Genomic DNA, 19926 nt, shown 5'->3' on the forward strand with positions numbered 1-19926 from the left:
GACCGGGATCCGGGCGCCTCCGTTTCGAACCAGTGACCCGTTCTACTTGAGGGCTTCGTTGGTGATGTCGAGCGTGTAGGCGCCTTCCGGCTCCTTGGTGATGACCGGGTCGGAACCGCCGCCGAGAAGGGTCGCGACCGTGCGTTTGTAGTCGGCCTCGTCGAGCGCGCCGTTCGAGCCGGCGGTCAGCTTGGCCACTTCGCCCATCATGCGCTTCTGGTGGACTTCCGTCTGGGCGCCGGAGGCATCGTTCTCGAGCACGATTTCGGCTGCATCATCCGGGTTCTCTTCTGCCCACTTCCAGCCCTTCATCGAAGCGCGAACGAACTTGACCATCTTTTCCTTGAAGGCCGGGTCGTTCAACTTGTCCTCAAGAACGTAGAGACCGTCTTCCAGGGTGGCCACACCTTCCTTCTCATACTGGAAGGTCACAAGCTCGTCTTCCTTGATGCCGGCATCGATGACCTGCCAATACTCGTTGTAGGTCATGGTCGAGATGCAGGCGGCCTGCTTCTGCAGCAGCGGGTCGACGTTGAAGCCCTGCTTCAGCACGGTCACGCCTCCGTCTGAGCCATCCGTCTTGATGCCGAGCGTGCTCATCCAGGAGAGGAACGGATATTCGTTGCCGAAGAACCAGACGCCGAGCGTCTTGCCCTTGAAATCTTCCGGCTTGGTGATGCCGGTTTCCTTGAGGCAGGTCAGCATCATGCCCGACGCCTTGAACGGCTGGGCGATGTTGACGAGCGGCACGCCCTTTTCGCGGGTGGCGAGGGCAGACGGCATCCAGTCGACGATCACGTCGGCGCCGCCGCCGACGAGAACCTGCGGGGGAGCGATGTCGGGACCACCCGGCTTGATTTCGACGTCGAGGCCTTCTTCCTCGTAGAAGCCCTTGTCCTTGGCGACATAGTAGCCGGCGAACTGGGCCTGGGTGACCCACTTCAACTGCAGCGTCACCTTGTCGGCAGCGGCCGCCTGCATGGCCGTCAACGACACGGCGCCTGCCAGCAGCAGGGATGCGAGTTTCAATGTCATTTTCTGTTCCCTCTTTCTTGTTTACGCCTGTCCACCACGGACAGACGGATGCCAGAAGGTGACCGCGCGTTCTGCGAGTGCCACCAACCCGTAGAAGACCGAGCCGGCGAGCGCGGCAACCGCGATCTCGGCCCAGACCATATCGACATTGCTGCGCCCCACTTCCGTGGAGATGCGGAACCCCATGCCAACGATCGGAGTGCCGAAGAACTCTGCCACGATGGCACCGATCAGGGCCAGCGTGGAATTGATCTTCAGGGCGTTGAAGATGAACGGCCAGGCGGCCGGCAGGCGTAGCTTTACCAGCGTCTGCCACCAGGATGCCGCATAGGTGCGCATCAGGTCGCGCTCCATGTGGCTCGCGGCCGACAGTCCCTGCACGGTGTTCACCAGCATGGGGAAGAAGGTCATGATGACGACGACGGCGACCTTGGACTGCCAGTCGAAGCCGAACCACATGACCATGATCGGCGCGACGCCGACCATCGGCAGGGCCGAGACGAAATTGCCGATCGGCAGCAGGCCCTTCTGCAGGAAGGGCGAGCGGTCGACGAGGATGGCAACGGCAAAGCCGAGGCCGCAGCCGAGCGCATAGCCGGTCAGCACTGATTTCAGGAACGTCTGCTGGAAGTCGGCCCAGAGTGTCGGCACCGAACTGGTCAGGCGGGCCCAGATCATCGACGGCGCCGGCAAGAGGATGGAGGGAATACTGAAGCCATGCACCAGGCATTCCCAGATGACCAGCAGGGTTACGCCGAAGATCAGCGGCACGGCGATGTTGACGATGCGGCGCACCGCGCGGTCCTTGAAGGTCTGGCGCACCAGCCATTCGTTGAGGCCCCAGGCGGAAAGCCAGAAGACGAGGGCGAAGACGAGATAGCTGTTCATGGCTTGACCCCCATGCGGTTCAGCACGCGGGCGTGGGCGGCGCCGACGATAGAGACCAGTATGGCGGCAAGGCCGGCGGCCATGAACAGCGCCGCCCAGATCTGGATGGTCTGGCCGTAGTAGGAACCGGACAGGAGGCGGGCGCCGAGACCCGCGACCGCGCCGGTCGGCAGTTCGGCGACGATGGCGCCGAGCAGCGAGATGGCGATCGCCACCTTCAGCGAGGTGAACAGATAAGGCATGGACGCCGGCCAGCGCAGCTTCCAGAAGGTCTGGGAGGGGCTCGCATGATAAGTGTGCATCAGGTCAAGCAGGATGGTGTCGGGGCTGCGAAGCCCCTTCACCATGCCGACGACGATCGGGAAGAACGAAAGGTAAGTAGAAATCAGCGCCTTGGGCAGGATGCCCGAAATGCCGACCGAGTTCAAAACCACGATGACCATGGGCGCGATGGCGAGGATCGGAATGGTCTGGCTGGCGATTACCCAGGGCATCAGCGAGCGGTCCATCGCCCGGTTGTGGACGATGCCGACGGCGAGCAGGATGCCGAGCACGGTGCCGATGGCAAAGCCGAGCAGGGTCGTCGAAAGGGTAATCCAGGCGTGGTAGACGAGGCTTCGCTTGGAGGTCACCGCCTTGTTGACCGTGGTATCCCAGAGTTCGGCGAAGATCTGGTGCGGCGCGGGCAGCACCGGCCGCTCCTGGGCAAAGCTGCGCTCCACCACCTGGCCAAACGTAATGGTTTCATTCGCCCGCGCCGCCTGGTCGCGCACGAAGGGCGCGTTGAGATAGACGACGAAGACGTGCCAGACGACGAGAATGGCAACGACGACGGTGAGGATCGGCAGGATGCGGTCGCGGAAGAGGGAGGGGGAGGTCATGCCTGGTCCCCTTGCGAAGTCAGAAACTCCTCCAAGCTCTTCTCGAGACTGACGGCGACATAATCGGGGTTGTCGTTGACCTGATCATTGTCGAATCGAAGAACCGTGAAGCCTTGCTTGCGGAGGAAATCGTCTCTGCGCACATCATGGGCGCGGCCGTGGTCCGTCTCATGACTGTCGCCATCGACTTCCACGATCACGCGGGCGGACAGCCAGGCAAAGTCGGCGATGTATGGTCCAATGGGTGTTTCCCGGCGGAACCGAGCGCCACGGGGTCTCAGATCTCGCAAGAGATCCCACATCTCTCGCTCGGCCTTGGTCAATTCGCCTCGGAGCGTTCTGGCGCGCTTTCGAGTCTTCGGATCGATATTGGAATGCGGTATAGGACACTCCATCGAGAACGGTGGTTCCGGATTGCGAACCCCCTCTGGCCTGCCGGCCATCTCCCCCACAAGGGGGGAGAAGACTCGCGGCAGCGCCTTGCCCCAGACTGAGCGTTGGAGGTGCGCAGCCGAGCCCCTCCCCCTTGTGGGGAGGGGTTGGGGAGGGGTCTTTCCATTCAACGAAACACTATTCCTCATAGCTATGCCCCGCCTTCAGGCCCTCGCGGACGCGGTGGGCGATTGCGAGGAATTCCGGTGTTTCGCGGATCTCCAGCGGGCGTTCCCTGGGCAGGGTCGATTCGATGATGTCGGTGACGCGGCCGGGGCGGGGGCTCATGACGACGATCTTGGTCGAGAGATAGACCGCTTCGGGAATGGAATGGGTGACGAAGCAGATCGTCTTGTCAGTGCGGTCCCAGAGCTTCAGCAGTTCGGAATTGAGGTGGTCGCGGACGATTTCGTCGAGCGCACCGAAGGGCTCGTCCATCAACAGAAGGTCAGCGTCGAAGGCGAGCGCCCGGGCGATTGAGGCGCGCTGCTGCATGCCGCCCGATAGCTGCCAGGGGAATTTCTTGCCAAAGCCAGTGAGGTTGACCAGTTCCAGCGTCTGCTCGACCCGCTTCTTCTGTTCCTCCCTGGAGAAGCCCATGATCTCGAGCGGCAGGGCGATGTTCTTCTCGATCGTGCGCCAGGGATAGAGCGCCGCCGCCTGGAAGACATAGCCGTAGGAACGATCCTTGCGGGCGTTTTCGGGCGTCATGCCGTTGACGGTGATCGTGCCCGAGGTGTGTTTTTCGAGATCGGCGATGACGCGCAGGAAGGTGGTCTTGCCGCAGCCGGAGGGACCGATGAAGGAGACGAAGTCACCCTTCTTCACCTCGAGGTCGACATTGGACAGTGCATGGACCGGCCCGTCTCCCGTCTGGAAGGTGAGACAGAGGTCCTTGGCGGACACGACGGAGAAGGGAGCGGTCATCGATGGGAACCTATGGGCTTTCTTGCAAAGGCGCCAAGCCTCTTGCACACTGTCAATACATGGCAGGCGCGGGCCGGCCTATCGGACTTTACGGGAATTTCGGAGATCGAGGAGGAGTGCCAGAATGGATACGTCATCGAAACCCACCTGCCGGATCGTTCGGCCCGGAAGCACCTATGACGGCAAGCAGGGCCTGAGCTATTTTGCCGGCATTTCGGCGGAGACGGTCGGCTCGAAGGGCATCTGCATGCACCTCCTGACCATGCCGCCGGGTGCGAGGGCCAAGGCCCATCTGCACGAGAACCACGAGACGGCGATCTACTGCCTGTCGGGCCAGGCGCATACCTGGTACGGCGACCGGCTGGAAAACCATGTGATCCTGCATGCCGGGGAACTGATGTACATCCCGGCCGGCGTGCCGCATCTGCCGGCCAACCTCTCCAACGCGCCCTGCACGGCGCTGATCGCCCGGACAGATCCCAACGAGCAGGAAAGCGTCGTGCTTCTGCCGGAGCTGGACGGGCTGGTGGAGGTTTGAACCTCCCCTTCTCCTCAGCGGGGAGAAGGCGGCCCGCAGGGCCGGATGAGGGGGAGCGGAGCTGCATTGGGCTTGGCGCACTTGGCCCCCTCATCGCCTCGCTGCGCTCGGCACTTCTCCCCGCTGGGGAGAAGAGGGTTTCGGCTGTGGGCGCTTTACCCCCCTCTGTCCTGCCGGACATCTCCCCCTCAAGGGGGGAGATCGGATCACGCCAGCCGTTTGCCGAATGGCCAAGATGGGGCACCATGCGCGTGGTGACTGAAATTGCCGGCGATCTCGTATCTCGTTCGAGCGCATGGCTGGCGGTCAATGGGCGGGTTTCGCCAATCACGGTTCCTTCCGGCGGTCGAGCGGCCAGCCGCACCCGATCTCCCCCCTTGAGGGGGAGATGCCCGGCAGGGCAGAGGGGGGTGGATCGCACAGAGAACGCCATCCTTCGACTTACACCCCCGTCGCTGGAATTCCGGTGCGTTCCACCTTGCGCGGCGCGACCAGTTCCTTCCAGGTGGACAGCGCCTTGTTGACGGCCGGGAAGGGCTCTCGGCTGACGAACTGGCCGTGGCCTTCCTCGGTCTTCACCGTCGCTTCCTCGATCACCACCTTGCCGCGCGACAGGGTGAAGCGCGGCAGGCCGGTCACCTGCTTGCCCTCGAAGACGTTGTAGTCGATCGCCGATTGCTGGCTTTTGGCCGAAATCGTCTTGGAGCGCTTCGGATCCCACACCACGAGGTCGGCATCCGCGCCGACGAGGACGGCACCCTTCTTCGGATAGATGTTGAGGATCTTGGCGATGTTGGTCGAGGTGACGGCGACGAATTCGTTCATCGTCAGGCGGCCGGTCGCCACCCCATAGGTCCACAGCATCGGCATGCGGTCTTCGAGACCGCCGGTGCCGTTCGGGATCTTGGCGAAGTTGCCGACGCCGAAACGCTTCTGCTCGGTGGTAAAGGCGCAGTGGTCGGTGGCGACGCAGGAGAGCGAGCCCGACTGCAGGCCGGCCCACAGCAAATCCTGGTGCTGCTTGTTGCGGAAGGGGGGCGACATGACGCGGCGGGCGGCATGGTCCCAGTCCCTGTCGAAATATTCGCTCTCGTCGAGCGTCAGGTGCTGGATCAGCGGCTCGCCATAGACGCGCATGCCCTTCTGCCGCGCGCGGCGGATGGCTTCATGGGCCTGTTCGCACGACGTGTGCACCACATAGAGCGGCACGCCCGCCATGTCGGCCAGCATGATGGCGCGGTTGGTCGCCTCGCCTTCCACTTCGGCGGGCCGCGAATAGGCGTGCGCCTCCGGGCCGTTGTTGCCCTCGGCCAGCAGCTTCGCGGTCATCGCCGCCACCACGTCGCCGTTCTCGGCATGGACGAGCGGCAGCGCGCCCAGTTCGGCGCAGCGCGAGAAGGAGGCGAACATCTCGTCGTCGTTCACCATCAGCGCGCCCTTGTAGGCCATGAAGTGCTTGAAGGTGTTGATGCCCTTGTCCTGGACCACGGTCTTCATCTCGTCGAAGACGCGCTCGTTCCAGCCGGTGATCGCCATGTGGAAGGAATAGTCGGCATTGGCGCGGCTGGTCTTGTTGTGCCACATCGAGAGCGCGTCGAGCAGCGACTGGTCCGGCGCCGGCAGACAGAAGTCGACCACCATGGTGGTGCCGCCGGCAAGGCCCGCGCGCGTGCCGCTTTCGAAGTCGTCGGCGGAATAGGTGCCCATGAAGGGCATTTCGAGATGCACATGCGGATCGATGCCGCCCGGCATGATGTAGCAGCCGGTGGCGTCCAGCGTTTCGTCGCCCGAAAGGTTCGGCCCGATCTCGACGATCACGCCGCCGTCGATCTTCACGTCGGCCTTGTAGGTGAGATCGGCGGTGACGATGGTGCCGCCCTTGATGACCTTCGACATGATGCACTCCCTCTGATCGATTTATGTTGTTCTTACAAAACCTTGGTCATGAACAGGCTGTAGGGGTTGTCGGGATAGTCCGCGAAGGGACCGCACTCGACGAACCCGAACCGCCGATACATGGCGACCGCCTCCCTATTGAGTGGTCCGGTCTCGAGATAGAGGCGATGAAGCCGCCGCTCCACCGCCATCGACACCAGCCGCTCCATGAGCGACCGCCCTATTCCCTTTCCGCGCCCTGCCTCCGGAACGAAAATCCGCTTCAATTCACCCGTGCCGTCTTCAAACCACTTGATGGCGCCGCACCCCGCGACGACGCCTGCCCAACGTGCCACCAGAAAGGTGATATCCGGCTGGCAGAGTCCGGCGACATCGGTTCCAAAATTCCCTTCTGAGGGATATAGCGCCGCTGCATAGGCGTCCGAGGCTTCGATCAGCGCGATTACATCCGGTTGATCGGGGCTCTCGCACGCGATCTCAAGCATCACGCCACAATCTCCGCCGTCTCCAGCACGGCCTGCAGCAGCACGTCGGCGCCGGCGGTAGCCCAGTCCTTGGAGATGTCCTCGGCCTCGTTGTGCGACAGGCCGCCGACGCAGGGGCACATGATCATGGTGGCGGGCGCCACCTTGGCGGCCCAGCAGGCGTCGTGGCCGGCGCCGGAGATCAGGTTCATGTGGCTGTAGCCGAGCCGCTCGGCGGCGTTGCGCACCGTTTCCACCAGCTTCGGGTCGAAGGTGACCGGGTCGAAATGGCCGACGGCCTCGACCGAACAGCCGACGCCGAGCGTTTCGCAGATCGCGGCCGCTTCCTTCTCGATGCGGGCGCGCATGGCGTTGAGCTTGGCGAGATCCGGCGTGCGGATATCGACGGTGAAGATCACCGTCCCGGGCAGCACATTGCGGGAATTGGGCGAGAACTTCACCTGGCCGACGCCGCCGACCGCACCCGGCTGGTTGTCCATGGCCACCGTCTGGACCATTTCCATGATGCGGGCCATGGCAAGGCCGGCATTGACGCGCAGATTCATCGGCGTCGAGCCGGTATGCGCCTCGCGGCCGGTCAGCGTGAATTCCAGCCACCACAGGCCCTGACAGTGGGTGACGACGCCGATCTGCTTGTCCTCGGCCTCGAGGATCGGACCCTGCTCGATGTGATATTCGTAATAGGCGTGCATCTTCCGCGCGCCGACCTCTTCGTCGCCCAGCCAGCCGATGCGCTTCAGCTCGTCGCCATAGGTCTTGCCGTCCGGATCCTGGCGGCCATAGGCATAGTCGAGCGAATGGATGCCGGCAAAGACGCCCGAGGCGAGCATGGCCGGGGCAAAGCGCGCGCCTTCCTCGTTGGCCCAGTTGGTGACGACGATCGGGTGCTTCGTCCGGATGCCGAGATCGTTCATCGAGCGGACGATTTCGAGCGCGGCCAGAACGCCGAGCACGCCGTCATACTTGCCGCCGGTCGGCTGGGTGTCGAGATGCGAGCCGACATAGACCGGAAGGGCGTCGGGATCGGTGCCGGGACGGGTCATGAACATGGTGCCCATCTTGTCGACGCCCATGGTCATGCCGGCCTCTTCGCACCATGTCTGGAAGAGCTTGCGGCCCTCGGCGTCGGCGTCGGTCAGCGTCTGGCGATTGTTGCCGCCGGCTATGCCGGGGCCGATCTTCGCCATGTCCATCAGCATGTCCCAAAGGCGGTCGCCATTCACGCGCAAGTTTGCGCCGGGTTGAACCGTCATTTTGATATCCTCACCTGTTCTTCGAGGGGTCATGCAAGAGGCATGCCCGGTAGTTCCCGTTTTCGTTACCAGCCGATCTTTTTGCTTTTCTGACTGGCGAATTGGCCGGTTGTCTTTATTTGACGTCTGTCGGATAATTTGACCGGCTGGTAAACATTACAACTTCCGCCGCGGCACTCAAGACGCAAAGACGAAAAAACCAAGACAAAATAGCGGGCATTTGCCCGGAAAAGATGCAGCGATAAAAATGATGAAGATCAAGCCGTTAGGCTTGTCGGGTGAGGATGGGCACGCGCGAATGGCAATACCGAGAGCGGCGCAGACGCAAAGGCGGACGCGGATCCAGGAAGAGAAGGAGGAGGTTATCCTCGAGGCGGCACTCGACGTGTTCTCGCTGCGCGGTTTCCGAGGCTCGACCATCGACCAGATCGCCGAGGGGGCCGGCATGTCGAAGCCGAACCTGCTTTACTATTTCCGCACCAAGGAGGGCATGCATCGGGCGCTGATCGACCGCGTGCTGGAGAATTGGCTGGAGCCGTTGAAAGCCTTCGATGCCGACGGTGATCCGGAAGAGGAGCTGCGCTCCTATATCCGTCGCAAGCTGGAAATGGCGCGCGACTTTCCCCGCGAGAGCCGGCTGTTTGCCAATGAGATTTTGCAGGGGGCACCGCATATCGAAGACATGCTGAAAGGACAGCTGAAGGAGCTGGTCGACGAGAAGGTCGAGGTCATCCGTTCCTGGATCCGGGTCGGCAAGGTGCACGAGTGTGACCCCTATCACCTGATCTTCTCGATCTGGTCGACCACGCAGCACTATGCCGATTTCGACGTGCAGGTGCGGGCGGTGCTGGGCGACGGCAAAAGCACGTCACGATTCGAGGATGCGGGGCGCTATCTGGAAGAGCTGTTCGTGCGCGGCCTTATTCCGCGAGGAACCGCCGGCGCTTGATCAGTCCGGCAAAAATGCCATTACCAGCAGGCCGCAGGCCGTCACGAGTGCGCCGAGGAAGACGGCGGCGGAGGCCCAGCCGTGGCCGATCAGCCCTTCAATGACGATGATGAAAGTCGGCGTCAGGTAGCCGTAGGCGAGCACCTTGGGCGCCGGCAGCCGAACCGAGGCATATTGCAGCAGGAAGAAGGTCACGGCCGTGGCGATGACCGAAAGATAGAGCACGGCGATCCACACGAGCGGTGGAAGGTTCAGGTAGTCTACCGTGACAAGGCGCGGCGCCGCCGGCACCAGGATGAAGAAGAAGGTTGCGATCGCTGCCCAGAAGACGAAGGCAAGCGGCGCCTCTTTTCGATTGAACAGCCTGAGCAGCGGCACATAGGCGGCATGGCAGAGAACGCCGACGAAAAAGATCATCTCGCCCCGGCCGACGTCGAAGGCGAGAAGCGCATCGAGATCGCCGCGAAAGATCACCCAGATCGCCCCGCTTGCGGCGATCAGCAGGCTGACAAGCACACCCGGGCGGGTATGCTGGCGCATCAGGAACCATGCGAAGACGGCACTCAAGAGCGGCATGAGGGTGAAGACCGCGCCGGTCGCCACAGGCTTGGTGTACTGAAGCGCCACGAACATGGTGCTCATGTAGACCGCCATCAGCAGGCCGAGCACACCAAAGCGCCAGGGTTCCTTCGGCCATTTCAGCGAAATTCCCATCTTCAGGCAGAGGAGGGCGATCAGCACCACAGTCAGTGCGTAGCGCAGCGCCTGCAGGGCGAGAGGGTCGATCAGTTGCGTGGCGATGCCGCCGAAAGAAAAGGAGCCTGAGATGAGCAGAGCGAAGAGCAGGACCGCGAGATGGGCCTTGAGCTTTTCCCTCCCCCTGGCATGCGTATTGTGGCGGGTTCTGTCGGTCGCTTGCTCGGTCACTGGATGCTTCGGCTGGCTCGATGGACGCCGGCTTGCGGCATGGGTTCTGCCTAGCATGGCCGCAACGGCGAAGGAAAGGCGCAAGAGAGCCTGGTGTGAGATCTCAGCCTGTTTCGGCGGGCCTGTGCTGCATCCAAGAGCGCCCGCGGGCGAAGTCGATGAGGGCATTGCCGTCCATCGGCCGGGCGAGCGCATAGCCTTGCAGCGTCTGGCAGCCGAGGTCGCGCAGAATTGCGGCGTGGTGCATGGTCTCGACGCCTTCGGCGACGATCTCGATGCCGAGCGAGCGGCCGATGTCGACGATCGAGCTGATCAGGCGGCGCTGGGCGGCTGAGACAATGATCGGGGCGGTCAGTTGGCGGTCGATCTTCAGGCGCCGCGGGGACAGTTTCAGAAGGCTGAGGATCGAGGCATAGCCGGTGCCGAAATCGTCGATCTCGATATCGATGCCGTGGGCCTTGATCCGTTCGATACTGTCTGTGACGGCGGCGCCCTTGTCGTCGAAGGAGATGGACTCCAGCAGTTCGAACGACAGGCTGCCGGGTACGATGTCGAGCTGTTCCAGCCGCTGAAGCAGGCTTTCGTCAAACAGCCGCTGGGCGGAAATGTTGACGGAGACCCGGTCGATGGCCAGGTCATTCGCCTGCCAGCGGATGCGTTGCAGCAGCGCCTGTTCGAGGATCGCAGCGTCGATCTGGGACACGACATTCAGGCTCTCGGCGATCACCAGGAAGCGGTCGGGAGTAAGGATGCCATCCTCCGGATGTTGCCAACGTGCCAGCGCCTCGACGCCATTGATCTCCAGCGTATGGGCGTCGAACTGTGGCTGGAAGTAGGCGACGAAGTCGTTCTGCTCCAGGGAACGCAGGATCGCGTCAGCGGTCTTCTTGGTGTTGATCGTCAGGGACTTCAGTTGGTCGGTGAAGCGCTCGACACGATTCCTGCCGTGCCGCTTCGCCTCGTAAAGCGCGATGTCGGCGTTGACCAGCAGCTGCTCGGCCCTGACATCGGCCTTTTCCCGCATGGCTATGCCGATGGAGGCGCCGACCCGGCATTCGTGCCCGGCATAGGTGATCGGCGTATTGACGGCGTCGATCAATCGACGGGCAAGCTCGCCATACTCGCTCTCGGTCATGCTGTCGGCACAGACGACGACGAATTCGTCGCCGCCGATGCGGGCGACAAAGTCCTCGATGCGGGTATTCTCGCGCAGTTTGGCTGCGACATGCCTGAGGATGGCGTCGCCGGCACCATGGCCGAGCGTATCGTTGATGTCCTTGAACCGGTCGAGATCGATATGCAGCACGGTTGCGCTGGAATTCGTCGCGGCCGCGGTGTCGAGCCGCATCAGGTGCTGGTCGAGATATCGGCGGTTCGGCAGATTGGTCAGCGCATCATGCAGCGAATTATGCTCCATGTGCTGGCGGGCTTCTTCCAGCTCCAGGTTCTGCAGTTCGGCTTGCAGCTTGGCCTCGCGCAGTTCCTGCTGAAGGCGAACATCGGCGGTGACGTTCCAGTTGACCCCGACCAGCTTCTTGCGGAAACGCGAATCGCGGTAGGTCGTGCCGAAGGCGCGGATGTGGCGCACCTCGCCGTCACGCATCACGATCCGGAATTCTGTGACGTAGTCCTTGCCGGACTCGATCGCCCTGTTGAAGATCTGTTCCGCTTCTACGAGATCGTCGGGATGGAGGGTCTCGCGCCAGGTCTGGTAGCTGTAGTGACCCGCGGTTTCGACGCCATAGAGCTGCTGCATGCGGGTGTCCCAATGCAGTTCACCGCTCCCGATGTCGAGTTCCCAGACACCGATGCGGGAGGCCTCCAGCGCGATTTCCAGCCGATGCGAAATGGCGCGCAGTTCCTCTTCCTGTTGGCGAAGGGCGGCAATGTTGGCCTGTCGTTCGCTCAGCAGCCGCGCGATCCAGGCAACGGGAGCGACGATCATGGCGCCGACCAGAAGCATCAGGATGCGGGAGACCCAGAGATCCGGCGCCGGTTGGTTCCAACCTCCCTTCGGCGCCGCGGCGATTTCCCAGCTCTCGGCGCCAAAATTGATCGGCATGGCGACGGGCGATCCCTCAAAGATCGCGGCATCGCCGAAGAACGGTTTGCCGAGGCTACCGTCCCGTTGCTTGCTGGCGATCGACACGTCGATGCCGAGACCGTCCGAATTAAGGCCGCCATATTCATAGAGCTTGTCGATGTCGATGACGGCGGCGATCAGGCCCCAGAAGGTTCGGCCCGCCTTGCCGTTGGCGATAACCACCGGATAGCGGGCGATAAGGCCGCGTCCGCCCTGGACGAGGTCGACCGGTCCGGTGACCACAATTCGCCCGGTTTCCCGGACGAGGAGGGCGGCTTCCCGCTGTGCTTCGCTGCCGCGGTAGTCGAAGCCGATCAGTTGCTCATTGCCGCTCAACGGATATGCGAGGCGTATGACCAGATTCGGAGCGGCGGCAAGGTTGCGCAATTGATGGGGCGTGTTGAAGATGCGCCGTGCGAGGGTGGAAAACCGCTCCTGGGTAATGTTCGGCTCGGTCTCGATGACCGCGACCATACCCTGCACCAGCTGGATATTGGCGTTGATGCCGCCCTCGAGGCGGGCCCGGATCAGTCCGAGATCTTCCGTAACGCGGTTGCGGAGGTTTTCCTGATGGATGCGGTTTTTCTGGTGATCCGCATAAACGATGGCGATACCGATGGCGACGACAACGATCAGGGCGGGAAAATAGTACTGAAGAGCCAGAACGAGCGCTCGCCACCCATCTTTCCCGCTGTTTCCTGTCATGCCCCGCTCTCCATCGTCGGCTGAAACAATTTTGGGTTGTGTTTCGGGCCGCACCAAATCAGAACCTTTTCATGAAACCCTTGAAAATTGTTAAATCAGCGTTCGATAGTCTCGTTGGCCGTCTTCCTGGCTCATTCCTCCAGTCGTAGCTGTTAGCAAAAAAAAGCCCCCTTTCGGGGGCTGCTGGAGGAAAGCTGTGGCCGATTTATTCGGCGGCCTGGACCGCGGTCGGATTGTTCGGATGGGTCGTCCAGTTGGCGTATCTCGGATCGACCGGCTTGCCGGTGCGCTGGTCGAGCGTTCCGGGTTCGAGGCCAACCATGGTGATGCAGTTCTCGACCGGACAGACGTTGACGCAGAGATTGCAGCCGACGCACTCGTCCTCCATCACCTCGAAATGGCGCAGACCGTTGACTTCTGCCGTGATCGCCTGGTGTGAGGTGTCCTCACAGGCAATGTGACAGCGGCCGCACTTGATGCAGGCATCCTGGTCGATGCGCGCCTTGGCGATGTAGTTGAGGTTCAGGTATTTCCAGTCGGTGACATTGGGCACGGCGCGGCCGGTGATGTCGTCGAGGTCACGGTGACCCTTGGCGTCCATCCAGTCGGACAAGCCGGTGATCATCTCCTCGACGATCTTGAAGCCGTAGGTCATGGCGGCGGTGCAGACCTGCACATTGCCGGCGCCCAGCACCATGAATTCGGCGGCGTCCCGCCAGGTGGTGACACCGCCGATGCCGGAGATCGGCAGCCCGTAGGTTTCCGGGTCGCGGGCGATCTCGGCGACCATGTTGAGGGCGATTGGCTTCACCGCCGGGCCGCAATAGCCGCCGTGCGTGCCTTTGCCGTTGATCGAGGGTTCCGGCGAGAAGGAGTCGAGATCGACCGAGGTGATCGAATTGATCGTGTTGATCAGCGAGACGGCATCGGTGCCGCCGGCCTTGGCGGCGCGGGCCGGCTTGCGGATGTCGGCGATGTTCGGCGTCAGCTTGGTGATAACCGGCATGCGGCTATACTGCTTGCACCAGCGCACGACCATTTCGATATATTCCGGCACCTGGCCGACGGCGGCGCCCATGCCGCGCTCCGACATGCCGTGCGGACAGCCGAAGTTGAGCTCGATGCCGTCGGCGCCGGTCTCTTCCACGAGCGGCAGGATCGCCTTCCACTCTTCCTCGACGCACGGGACCATGATCGAGGCGATCAGCGCCCGGTCCGGCCAGTTCATCTTGACCTGCTTCATTTCCTGAAGATTGACCTGAAGCGGGCGGTCGGTGATCAGCTCGATGTTGTTCAGACCCAGCAGTCTGCGGTCGGCGCCCCAGATCGCGCCGTAGCGCGGGCCGTTGACGTTGACGACCGGCGGGCCTTCCGAGCCCAGCGTCTTCCACACCACGCCGCCCCAGCCCGCCTTGAAGGCGCGCTCGACGTTGTAGGCCTTGTCGGTCGGTGGCGCGGAGGCGAGCCAAAACGGGTTGGGCGACTTGATGCCGACGAAATTGTTGCGAAGATCAGCCATTGTCTTGTCCTCTCGAGAGCGCTTACGCGACGGCGGTCAGTCCCGCCGCAGACGCGGCGAGAGAACGGTTGATGCTTTCGGCCGCATCGCGGCCCATGGCGACGGCGGAGACGGTGAGGTCCTGGCCACCAAGCGCGCAGTCGCCGCCGGCCCAGATGCCGGGAACGGTGGTGCGGCCTTCGGCGTCGATGGCGATCTTGCCGGCCTGGAGCTGCATCTGCTCGATGCCAAGAAGATCAAGCTTCTGGCCAATGGCGACGAGGATCTGGTCGGCCTTGATCTCGGTCTTGTGGCCGGTGCCCTTCATCATGCCGTCTTCGACATGGGTGTATTCGAGGGTTATCGCCGAGACGTGGCCATGGTGATGCGCCACTTCCTTCGGCTGCAGCCAGTGGCGGATGTGGACGCCCTTGGAGGCCGCGAGGTCCTGCTCGAACTCGGAAGCGTTCATGTGCTCCTTGCCACGGCGGTAGCAGATCGTGACATTCTCGGCACCCAAGAGCTTGGCCTGCACGGCGGCGTCGATCGCCGTCATGCCGCCGCCGATGACGACGACATCACGACCGACCGGCACGTCGCCCTTGTTGGTAGCCTCGCGCAGGTTGGCAATGAACTCGACGGCATCGAGAACTCCATTGATGTCGGCGCCGGGAACGTTGAGCGCATTGACATTGCCAAGCCCGGTGCCGAGGAACACGGCGTCACACTTCGACTGGAGATCGGCGAGCGTGAAATCGCGACCGAGCATTTCGCCGTTGATCACGTCGATGCCGCCGATCGACAGGATGTAGTCGACCTCCTGCTGGGCGAAGTCGTTGGTCGTCTTGTAGGCGGCGATGCCGTATTCATTGAGGCCGCCGGCCTTCTCGCGAACGTCATAAATGGTGACGCGATGCCCGTAGATGGCGAGCCGATGGGCGCAGGCGAGGCCGGCAGGCCCGGCGCCGACCACGGCAACCGACTTCCCGCTGCTTGGCGCCGGCGTGTAGAACTGCCGTCCCTGTTCGATGGCAATGTCGGTCGCGTAGCGCTGCAGTCGGCCGATCTCGACAGGGCGCTCTTCCGCGGTATTGCGCACGCAGGCTTCTTCGCACAGCGTTTCGGTCGGACAGACGCGGGCGCACATGCCGCCGAGGATGTTCTGGTCGAAGATGGTCTTGGCCGAGCCGATCGGATTGCCGGTCGAGATCTGGCGGATGAACAGCGGTATGTCGATCGAGGTCGGACAGGCCGTCATGCACGGCGCGTCATGACAGAAGTAGCAGCGGTCGGAGGCCACCAGTGCCTCGTGCTGATCGAGGCGCGGATGCAGGTCGGAGAAATTCTTCAAATATTCGGCAGCGTCCAGCCGCCCGGCCTTCAGGCCCGGTTCCAGTCGTCGCATCGTGGTTCCCCTTTTTTATCGAGCGATTGGGAACAGGCTAACCCAGGAAAAAAAATTTATCAAACGGTAAAATTTCGCCTTGGGGAGCCGGCAGAAGGCATACAGGGCAGGGGCTCTAGCTTTCCAGAAGGGCCTTCTCCCGCTCCCGGTACTGCCTCGGCGGCAGACCTGCGTTCTGCGTGAAGAACCGGCTGAAGTAGGCCTGGTCCTCGAAGCCGAGCCGTAGGGCGATCTGCTGGATAGACAAGGCGCTGAACACGAGGTCGCGCTTGGCTTCCAGCACGATGCGCTCGGCGATCAGGCGGCTCACCGGCTTGCCGACAAGCGCGCGCGTGATGCGGTTGAGGTGGGTCGCCGATATACCGAGGCGCCGGGCATATTGCTCGACAGGCAGGCGGGTCCTGAAATCCTCGCCGATCATGCGCGTCAGTTCCGCCAGCCGTTCCTGGTCGCGGTCGGCCTCGCCTTGCCCTCGTTCGGCGCCGGCAAGGCGCAGCGTCAGAAGCAGCGCCGTGCGTAGCAAAGGCTCGACGAGTGGGGTTGGCCGGGCCCCGCCCTGCACGATCTCCTGCTCGGCGCGATCGAGGGTCTCGCTCAGATACCGGCTGTCTGGATGTTCGTCCAGCATCGGGGTGATGCTCGGTTGCCGAAGCCATTCCGCAAGGCCCGCATGGCCCTGCAGTTCGGCCGAGAAGCGCTTGGCGACCAGGGTGATGACGGCGCCATCGACGTCGCGGGAGAAGCGGAAGCCATGGTTGTGGCGCTCCGGCATGGCAATCACCATGCGGGGACCGAAGGGACGCCAGCGGCCGTCGAACAAGGCCTCGCCGTGACCGCTGCGAATGTGCAGAATTTGAAACAGACGCTCGTGTCGGTGCGGCCTAATCTCCCAGCTGTGCAGCGAGCTGCGGCTGTAGATCGTTTCGGCATGGGCCCAGAACTCAGTGTGTTCGGTCGGCTTCTCGCCATAGAGGCTGTAGATCGGAACGGGTCGGGTCACCTGCTTGGCATGCCTCCATGTTCGAATTGTCCAAGAGTGTGCCGGAATCTTCCATTGCCGGCAAGGTTCTGTGGCTTATCATTCCGCAAGAATTCAGGGAGGATTTCCATGCGCACCCAGGTCGCCATCATCGGTTCCGGGCCTTCGGGCCTTTTGCTCGGCCAATTGCTCAGCAAGGCCGGCATCGACAATGTCATCATCGATCGCGTCGATCGCGATTATATCCTCGGCCGCATCCGCGCCGGGGTGCTCGAAGTGGGCGCCGTGGGCATGATGGACCGCGTCGGTGCCGGAGAAAGGATGCACCAGGAGGGCCTGGTCCATGACGGGTTCTCGCTGTCCTTCGCCGGCCGCCGCCATCGCATCCAATTGAAGGGGCTGACCGGCACCTCGGTCATGGTCTATGGCCAGACGGAACTGACGCGGGACCTCATGGACCACCGCGAGGCCGATGGTGGCAAGACCATCTACAACGCCGCCAATGTGACGCCGCATGATTTCGACGGCGAAAGCCCCTACGTTACCTATGACAAGGACGGGGTCAGCCACCGCATCGACTGCGACTTCATTGCCGGCTGCGACGGCTATCATGGCCCCAGCCGTGCCGCCGTCGAGGGTCGGGGGCTCAAGACCTACGAGAAAGTCTATCCGTTCGGCTGGCTCGGCATCCTGGCCGACGTGCCGCCGGTCGATCACGAACTGATCTATGCGAACCATGCGCGCGGCTTTGCGCTGTGTTCGCAGCGCTCGCTCACCCGCTCGCGCTATTATGTCCAGGTGCCGCTCTCCGACAAGGTCGAGCAATGGTCGGACGACGCCTTCTGGGACGAGATCCGCCGTCGCCTGCCGGCAGACGTGGCGGAAGCCATGGTCACCGGCCCGTCGATCGAGAAGTTGATCGCCCCGCTGCGGTCCTTCGTCGCCGAGCCACTCCGATTCGGGCGGCTGTTCCTGGTCGGCGATGCCGGCCATATCGTGCCCCCGACCGGCGCCAAGGGGCTGAACCTGGCGGCCTCCGACGTGCATTACCTGTTCGATGGCCTGCAGGAATTCTACGGCGACAAATCGAAAGCCGGCGTCGACGTCTATTCGTCTCGCGCCCTGTCGCGCATCTGGAAGGCGGAGCGATTCTCCTGGTCGATGACCATGCTGTTGCATCGCTTTCCCGAGGAGGGCGATTTCGGTCAGAAGGTGCAGGAGGCCGAGCTCGACTATCTCTCGGGCTCGACGGCCGCGCAGACCGCCATGGCCGAGAATTACATCGGTCTGCCCTACTGATCTTTCGGCATACAGCTTTACAAACGATACGGCCGGCTGCCACGCAGCCGGCCGTATTTGCGTTGCGTCAAAATATGACGCCAATTCTCATGTTTTAATCTTTACCAGGAAAATCAAGTTTACTATGGTCGTGCTTACACGAGGACGCACCCGCATCCAGGCGGTGCCGAGAGTTGAGGAACGGACATGGCGAAAAAGGGCAAGAAGCAGGCGGCGCACAAGCAAGCCGCGAAGGCGGATCAGGGTGCTGCCACTGCTGCCACCGCTGCCACTGCCAGGGCGACGATCAACGTTCGCAGCTTCCTCTATGTCGGCGGGCGCGACTGCCAGGTCGCGCATCTGCGCCAGATCGCCAGCAATCATGGTGCCGAACTGATCCACCATGACGGCGGTTTGCGTGAAGCGGTGTCCCGCATCGACACGGTTCTGCCCTCCGTCGACTGCGTCTTCTGCCCCATCGACTGTATCAGCCATGACGCGTGTCTGAGGGTGAAGAACGGCTGCAAGAAATTCGGCAAGACCTTCGTTCCTCTGCGCAATGGCTCGAAGTCCAGTCTCGACCGGGCGTTGCAGACCCTGAACGATAGGAATGACAATCCATGAGCCATGATGATTTTGACCCGAGCCTGCTGATCGGCCTGCACAAACTGGCCGCGCAGAACGGCGAGTGGCTGGCGCCGGCCCTATACGAGCGGATCAGCGACCACGAGGCGAGCCTGGAGATGATCGCCGAGGTCATTCCCTTGCCGGGGTTGCACCAGCGAAGCAAGACGTCGGCCTATCCGCAGGGCCGGATGGCCGTCGTCATCGATTTCCCTCAGCCGCGCTGGCACAGGAACGCACGACGCCGCGGCTAGCGGCGCGGCGGAAAAAGGGCGCCCGCGCCTGCCAGCAGCCAGCCGGCCATCATCAGCATACCGCCGCTCGGCGCGGCCATGGGGAAGAGACCGCTGCCCAGGAATTGTTTGGCGGCGAGATCGCCGGCGAACAACAGGACGCCGATCACCATGGCGAGCGCCGACAGGCTCGATGTGCGGATTTTGTCGCCGCAAGCGTAAAGCGCCAGCAGCGCCGGCGCGTGGGCGAGGCACATGGCCGAGGCCGGGCCAAGCAGCGCGCCGCCCATGTGGGTTGCTGCGGCCGCCATGGCGACGCCGGCGGCGCCGATCACGCCGGTGAGCAGGAGAATGGCCGGTCGCAGGCGATCGAGGCTTTGCATCGGGCTCATTCCTTGTTCTGCATGTGATAGCCGAGCTTTTCGATCGGCGCCCAGATGATCTCGCGCAGTTTTTCGTGATGGACGGTTTCATCGAGCGCCTGACGGAAGCACAGGAACCATTCGTCGCGCTCTTCCGGCCCGATCTCGGCGACCATGTGGCGGCGGCGCAGCATCGGGTGTCCGCGCTTTTGCATGTAGATCGGCGGACCGCCGAGATAGCCGGTCAGGTAGTCGTAGAGCTTTTCTTCGCTCTCGCGGAGGTCGGCCGGATGGATGGCGCGGCAGCGCGCCGCTTCCGGCAGCGTGTCCATCAGTTCGTAGAAGCGGTGGGTCAGCGCCCGCACTGTGGCGTCTCCGCCGATCGCTTCGTATAAGGTGATCGTCTCTTCAGTCACGTCGGCAGCCTCGGTTTCCTCATCCCCTTTTGCCGCCTTGGCGGCTTTCGGGCAAGGTGGCTTCGCGCTCTCGGCTGCGACAAATGGGTTCGGTGGCGTGTCCGCTCGCCGGCAATCGGACCGCACTGAACG

General features: G+C 62.8%; 20 protein-coding genes. 5 read left to right on the forward strand and 15 right to left on the reverse strand.

Annotated features, from left to right (window positions below; genetic code table 11):
* Positions 1–42: 42 nt before the first annotated feature.
* The 5 genes from ACWPVA_RS02960 to ACWPVA_RS02980 form a co-directional block, all read right to left on the reverse strand.
* Entirely contained in the window at positions 43–1035 is a 993-nt protein-coding gene (locus ACWPVA_RS02960; RefSeq protein ID WP_454286248.1) for an ABC transporter substrate-binding protein, read from the reverse strand.
* Between the two features lie 21 nt (positions 1036–1056).
* On the reverse strand, positions 1057–1923 hold the full coding sequence (locus tag ACWPVA_RS02965) for an ABC transporter permease (RefSeq protein WP_454286249.1): 867 nt from the start codon (positions 1921–1923) through the stop codon (positions 1057–1059).
* Entirely contained in the window at positions 1920–2804 is an 885-nt protein-coding gene (locus tag ACWPVA_RS02970; RefSeq protein WP_454286250.1) for an ABC transporter permease, read from the reverse strand. Before ACWPVA_RS02970 ends, ACWPVA_RS02965 begins: the two co-directional genes overlap by 4 nt.
* On the reverse strand, positions 2801–3247 hold the full coding sequence (locus ACWPVA_RS02975) for an endonuclease domain-containing protein (RefSeq protein WP_454286251.1): 447 nt from the start codon (positions 3245–3247) through the stop codon (positions 2801–2803). The genes ACWPVA_RS02970 and ACWPVA_RS02975 overlap by 4 nt, the downstream gene beginning before the upstream one ends.
* Positions 3248–3374: 127 nt before the next feature.
* Positions 3375–4163 carry an ABC transporter ATP-binding protein gene (locus ACWPVA_RS02980; RefSeq protein ID WP_454286252.1) on the reverse strand — a complete coding sequence of 263 codons (789 nt, stop codon included), beginning with the start codon at positions 4161–4163 and terminating at the stop codon, positions 3375–3377.
* Between the two features lie 124 nt (positions 4164–4287).
* Between ACWPVA_RS02980 and ACWPVA_RS02985 the strand changes: the two genes are divergently transcribed.
* Positions 4288–4701 (forward strand): cupin domain-containing protein, encoded by a 414-nt coding sequence (locus tag ACWPVA_RS02985; protein ID WP_454286253.1) that lies wholly within the window; start codon positions 4288–4290, stop codon positions 4699–4701.
* 441 nt (positions 4702–5142) lie between these two features.
* On the opposite strand, the gene hydA is transcribed toward ACWPVA_RS02985, so the two are convergent.
* Genes hydA through ACWPVA_RS03000 form a run of 3 tightly spaced genes read right to left on the reverse strand, consistent with a single transcriptional unit; the run spans position 5143 to position 8335 of the window.
* A complete protein-coding gene (gene hydA / locus ACWPVA_RS02990; protein ID WP_454286254.1) occupies positions 5143–6597 on the reverse strand; it encodes a dihydropyrimidinase in 1455 nt (484 codons plus the stop codon).
* Between the two features lie 32 nt (positions 6598–6629).
* The gene (locus ACWPVA_RS02995) at positions 6630–7082 is read right to left on the reverse strand and encodes a GNAT family N-acetyltransferase (RefSeq protein ID WP_454286255.1); all 453 of its coding nucleotides are present in this window, start codon (positions 7080–7082) and stop codon (positions 6630–6632) included.
* The gene (locus ACWPVA_RS03000) at positions 7082–8335 is read right to left on the reverse strand and encodes a Zn-dependent hydrolase (RefSeq protein WP_454286256.1); all 1254 of its coding nucleotides are present in this window, start codon (positions 8333–8335) and stop codon (positions 7082–7084) included. The genes ACWPVA_RS02995 and ACWPVA_RS03000 overlap by 1 nt, the downstream gene beginning before the upstream one ends.
* A gap of 298 nt (positions 8336–8633) precedes the next feature.
* On the opposite strand from ACWPVA_RS03000, the gene ACWPVA_RS03005 reads away from it, so the two are divergent.
* Positions 8634–9284 carry a TetR family transcriptional regulator C-terminal domain-containing protein gene (locus ACWPVA_RS03005; RefSeq protein WP_454286257.1) on the forward strand — a complete coding sequence of 217 codons (651 nt, stop codon included), beginning with the start codon at positions 8634–8636 and terminating at the stop codon, positions 9282–9284.
* Here the strand turns inward: ACWPVA_RS03005 and ACWPVA_RS03010 are convergent, their stop codons facing one another.
* The 5 genes from ACWPVA_RS03010 to ACWPVA_RS03030 form a co-directional block, all read right to left on the reverse strand.
* Positions 9285–10211, reverse strand: coding sequence for a DMT family transporter (locus ACWPVA_RS03010; RefSeq protein ID WP_454286258.1), 927 nt, complete (start codon positions 10209–10211; stop codon positions 9285–9287).
* 103 nt (positions 10212–10314) lie between these two features.
* A complete protein-coding gene (locus ACWPVA_RS03015; protein WP_454286259.1) occupies positions 10315–12999 on the reverse strand; it encodes a bifunctional diguanylate cyclase/phosphodiesterase in 2685 nt (894 codons plus the stop codon).
* Between the two features lie 205 nt (positions 13000–13204).
* Positions 13205–14518 (reverse strand): NAD-dependent dihydropyrimidine dehydrogenase subunit PreA, encoded by a 1314-nt coding sequence (preA, locus tag ACWPVA_RS03020; protein WP_454286260.1) that lies wholly within the window; start codon positions 14516–14518, stop codon positions 13205–13207.
* A gap of 22 nt (positions 14519–14540) precedes the next feature.
* Positions 14541–15902 (reverse strand): NAD(P)-dependent oxidoreductase, encoded by a 1362-nt coding sequence (locus ACWPVA_RS03025; protein ID WP_454286261.1) that lies wholly within the window; start codon positions 15900–15902, stop codon positions 14541–14543.
* Positions 15903–16017: 115 nt separating this feature from the next.
* Positions 16018–16902, reverse strand: coding sequence for a helix-turn-helix domain-containing protein (locus ACWPVA_RS03030; RefSeq protein ID WP_454286262.1), 885 nt, complete (start codon positions 16900–16902; stop codon positions 16018–16020).
* A gap of 108 nt (positions 16903–17010) precedes the next feature.
* On the opposite strand from ACWPVA_RS03030, the gene pobA reads away from it, so the two are divergent.
* The 3 genes from pobA to ACWPVA_RS03045 all read left to right on the forward strand — a co-directional run bounded on the left by pobA (position 17011) and on the right by ACWPVA_RS03045 (position 19037).
* On the forward strand, positions 17011–18180 hold the full coding sequence (gene pobA / locus ACWPVA_RS03035; protein WP_454286263.1) for a 4-hydroxybenzoate 3-monooxygenase: 1170 nt from the start codon (positions 17011–17013) through the stop codon (positions 18178–18180).
* Between the two features lie 186 nt (positions 18181–18366).
* Positions 18367–18783: a DUF2325 domain-containing protein gene (locus tag ACWPVA_RS03040; protein WP_454286264.1), complete on the forward strand. Its 417-nt coding sequence runs from the start codon at positions 18367–18369 to the stop codon at positions 18781–18783.
* Entirely contained in the window at positions 18780–19037 is a 258-nt protein-coding gene (locus ACWPVA_RS03045; protein ID WP_454286265.1) for a hypothetical protein, read from the forward strand. Before ACWPVA_RS03040 ends, ACWPVA_RS03045 begins: the two co-directional genes overlap by 4 nt.
* On the opposite strand, the gene ACWPVA_RS03050 is transcribed toward ACWPVA_RS03045, so the two are convergent.
* Positions 19034–19399, reverse strand: a complete 366-nt coding sequence (locus ACWPVA_RS03050; RefSeq protein WP_454286266.1) for a DUF423 domain-containing protein — start codon at positions 19397–19399, stop codon at positions 19034–19036. The two genes, ACWPVA_RS03045 and ACWPVA_RS03050, sit on opposite strands and share 4 nt — an antisense overlap.
* Before the next feature lie 5 nt (positions 19400–19404).
* Positions 19405–19794: a group II truncated hemoglobin gene (locus tag ACWPVA_RS03055; protein ID WP_454286267.1), complete on the reverse strand. Its 390-nt coding sequence runs from the start codon at positions 19792–19794 to the stop codon at positions 19405–19407.
* Between the last annotated feature and the right edge of the window lie 132 nt (positions 19795–19926).

Source organism: Rhizobium arsenicireducens (assembly GCF_964021225.1).

Bases quoted from the DNA above. Each gene is read 5' to 3' on its own strand.
- ACWPVA_RS02960 (WP_454286248.1), bottom strand. From the start codon at position 1,035: ATGACATTGAAACTCGCATCCCTGCTGCTGGCAGGCGCCGTGTCGTTG.
- ACWPVA_RS02965 (WP_454286249.1), bottom strand. From the start codon at position 1,923: ATGAACAGCTATCTCGTCTTCGCCCTCGTCTTCTGGCTTTCCGCCTGG.
- ACWPVA_RS02970 (WP_454286250.1), bottom strand. From the start codon at position 2,804: ATGACCTCCCCCTCCCTCTTCCGCGACCGCATCCTGCCGATCCTCACC.
- ACWPVA_RS02975 (WP_454286251.1), bottom strand. From the start codon at position 3,247: ATGGCCGGCAGGCCAGAGGGGGTTCGCAATCCGGAACCACCGTTCTCG.
- ACWPVA_RS02980 (WP_454286252.1), bottom strand. From the start codon at position 4,163: ATGACCGCTCCCTTCTCCGTCGTGTCCGCCAAGGACCTCTGTCTCACC.
- ACWPVA_RS02985 (WP_454286253.1), top strand. From the start codon at position 4,288: ATGGATACGTCATCGAAACCCACCTGCCGGATCGTTCGGCCCGGAAGC.
- hydA (WP_454286254.1), bottom strand. From the start codon at position 6,597: ATGTCGAAGGTCATCAAGGGCGGCACCATCGTCACCGCCGATCTCACC.
- ACWPVA_RS02995 (WP_454286255.1), bottom strand. From the start codon at position 7,082: ATGCTTGAGATCGCGTGCGAGAGCCCCGATCAACCGGATGTAATCGCG.
- ACWPVA_RS03000 (WP_454286256.1), bottom strand. From the start codon at position 8,335: ATGACGGTTCAACCCGGCGCAAACTTGCGCGTGAATGGCGACCGCCTT.
- ACWPVA_RS03005 (WP_454286257.1), top strand. From the start codon at position 8,634: ATGGCAATACCGAGAGCGGCGCAGACGCAAAGGCGGACGCGGATCCAG.
- ACWPVA_RS03015 (WP_454286259.1), bottom strand. From the start codon at position 12,999: ATGACAGGAAACAGCGGGAAAGATGGGTGGCGAGCGCTCGTTCTGGCT.
- preA (WP_454286260.1), bottom strand. From the start codon at position 14,518: ATGGCTGATCTTCGCAACAATTTCGTCGGCATCAAGTCGCCCAACCCG.
- ACWPVA_RS03025 (WP_454286261.1), bottom strand. From the start codon at position 15,902: ATGCGACGACTGGAACCGGGCCTGAAGGCCGGGCGGCTGGACGCTGCC.
- pobA (WP_454286263.1), top strand. From the start codon at position 17,011: ATGCGCACCCAGGTCGCCATCATCGGTTCCGGGCCTTCGGGCCTTTTG.
- ACWPVA_RS03040 (WP_454286264.1), top strand. From the start codon at position 18,367: ATGGCGAAAAAGGGCAAGAAGCAGGCGGCGCACAAGCAAGCCGCGAAG.
- ACWPVA_RS03045 (WP_454286265.1), top strand. From the start codon at position 18,780: ATGAGCCATGATGATTTTGACCCGAGCCTGCTGATCGGCCTGCACAAA.
- ACWPVA_RS03050 (WP_454286266.1), bottom strand. From the start codon at position 19,399: ATGCAAAGCCTCGATCGCCTGCGACCGGCCATTCTCCTGCTCACCGGC.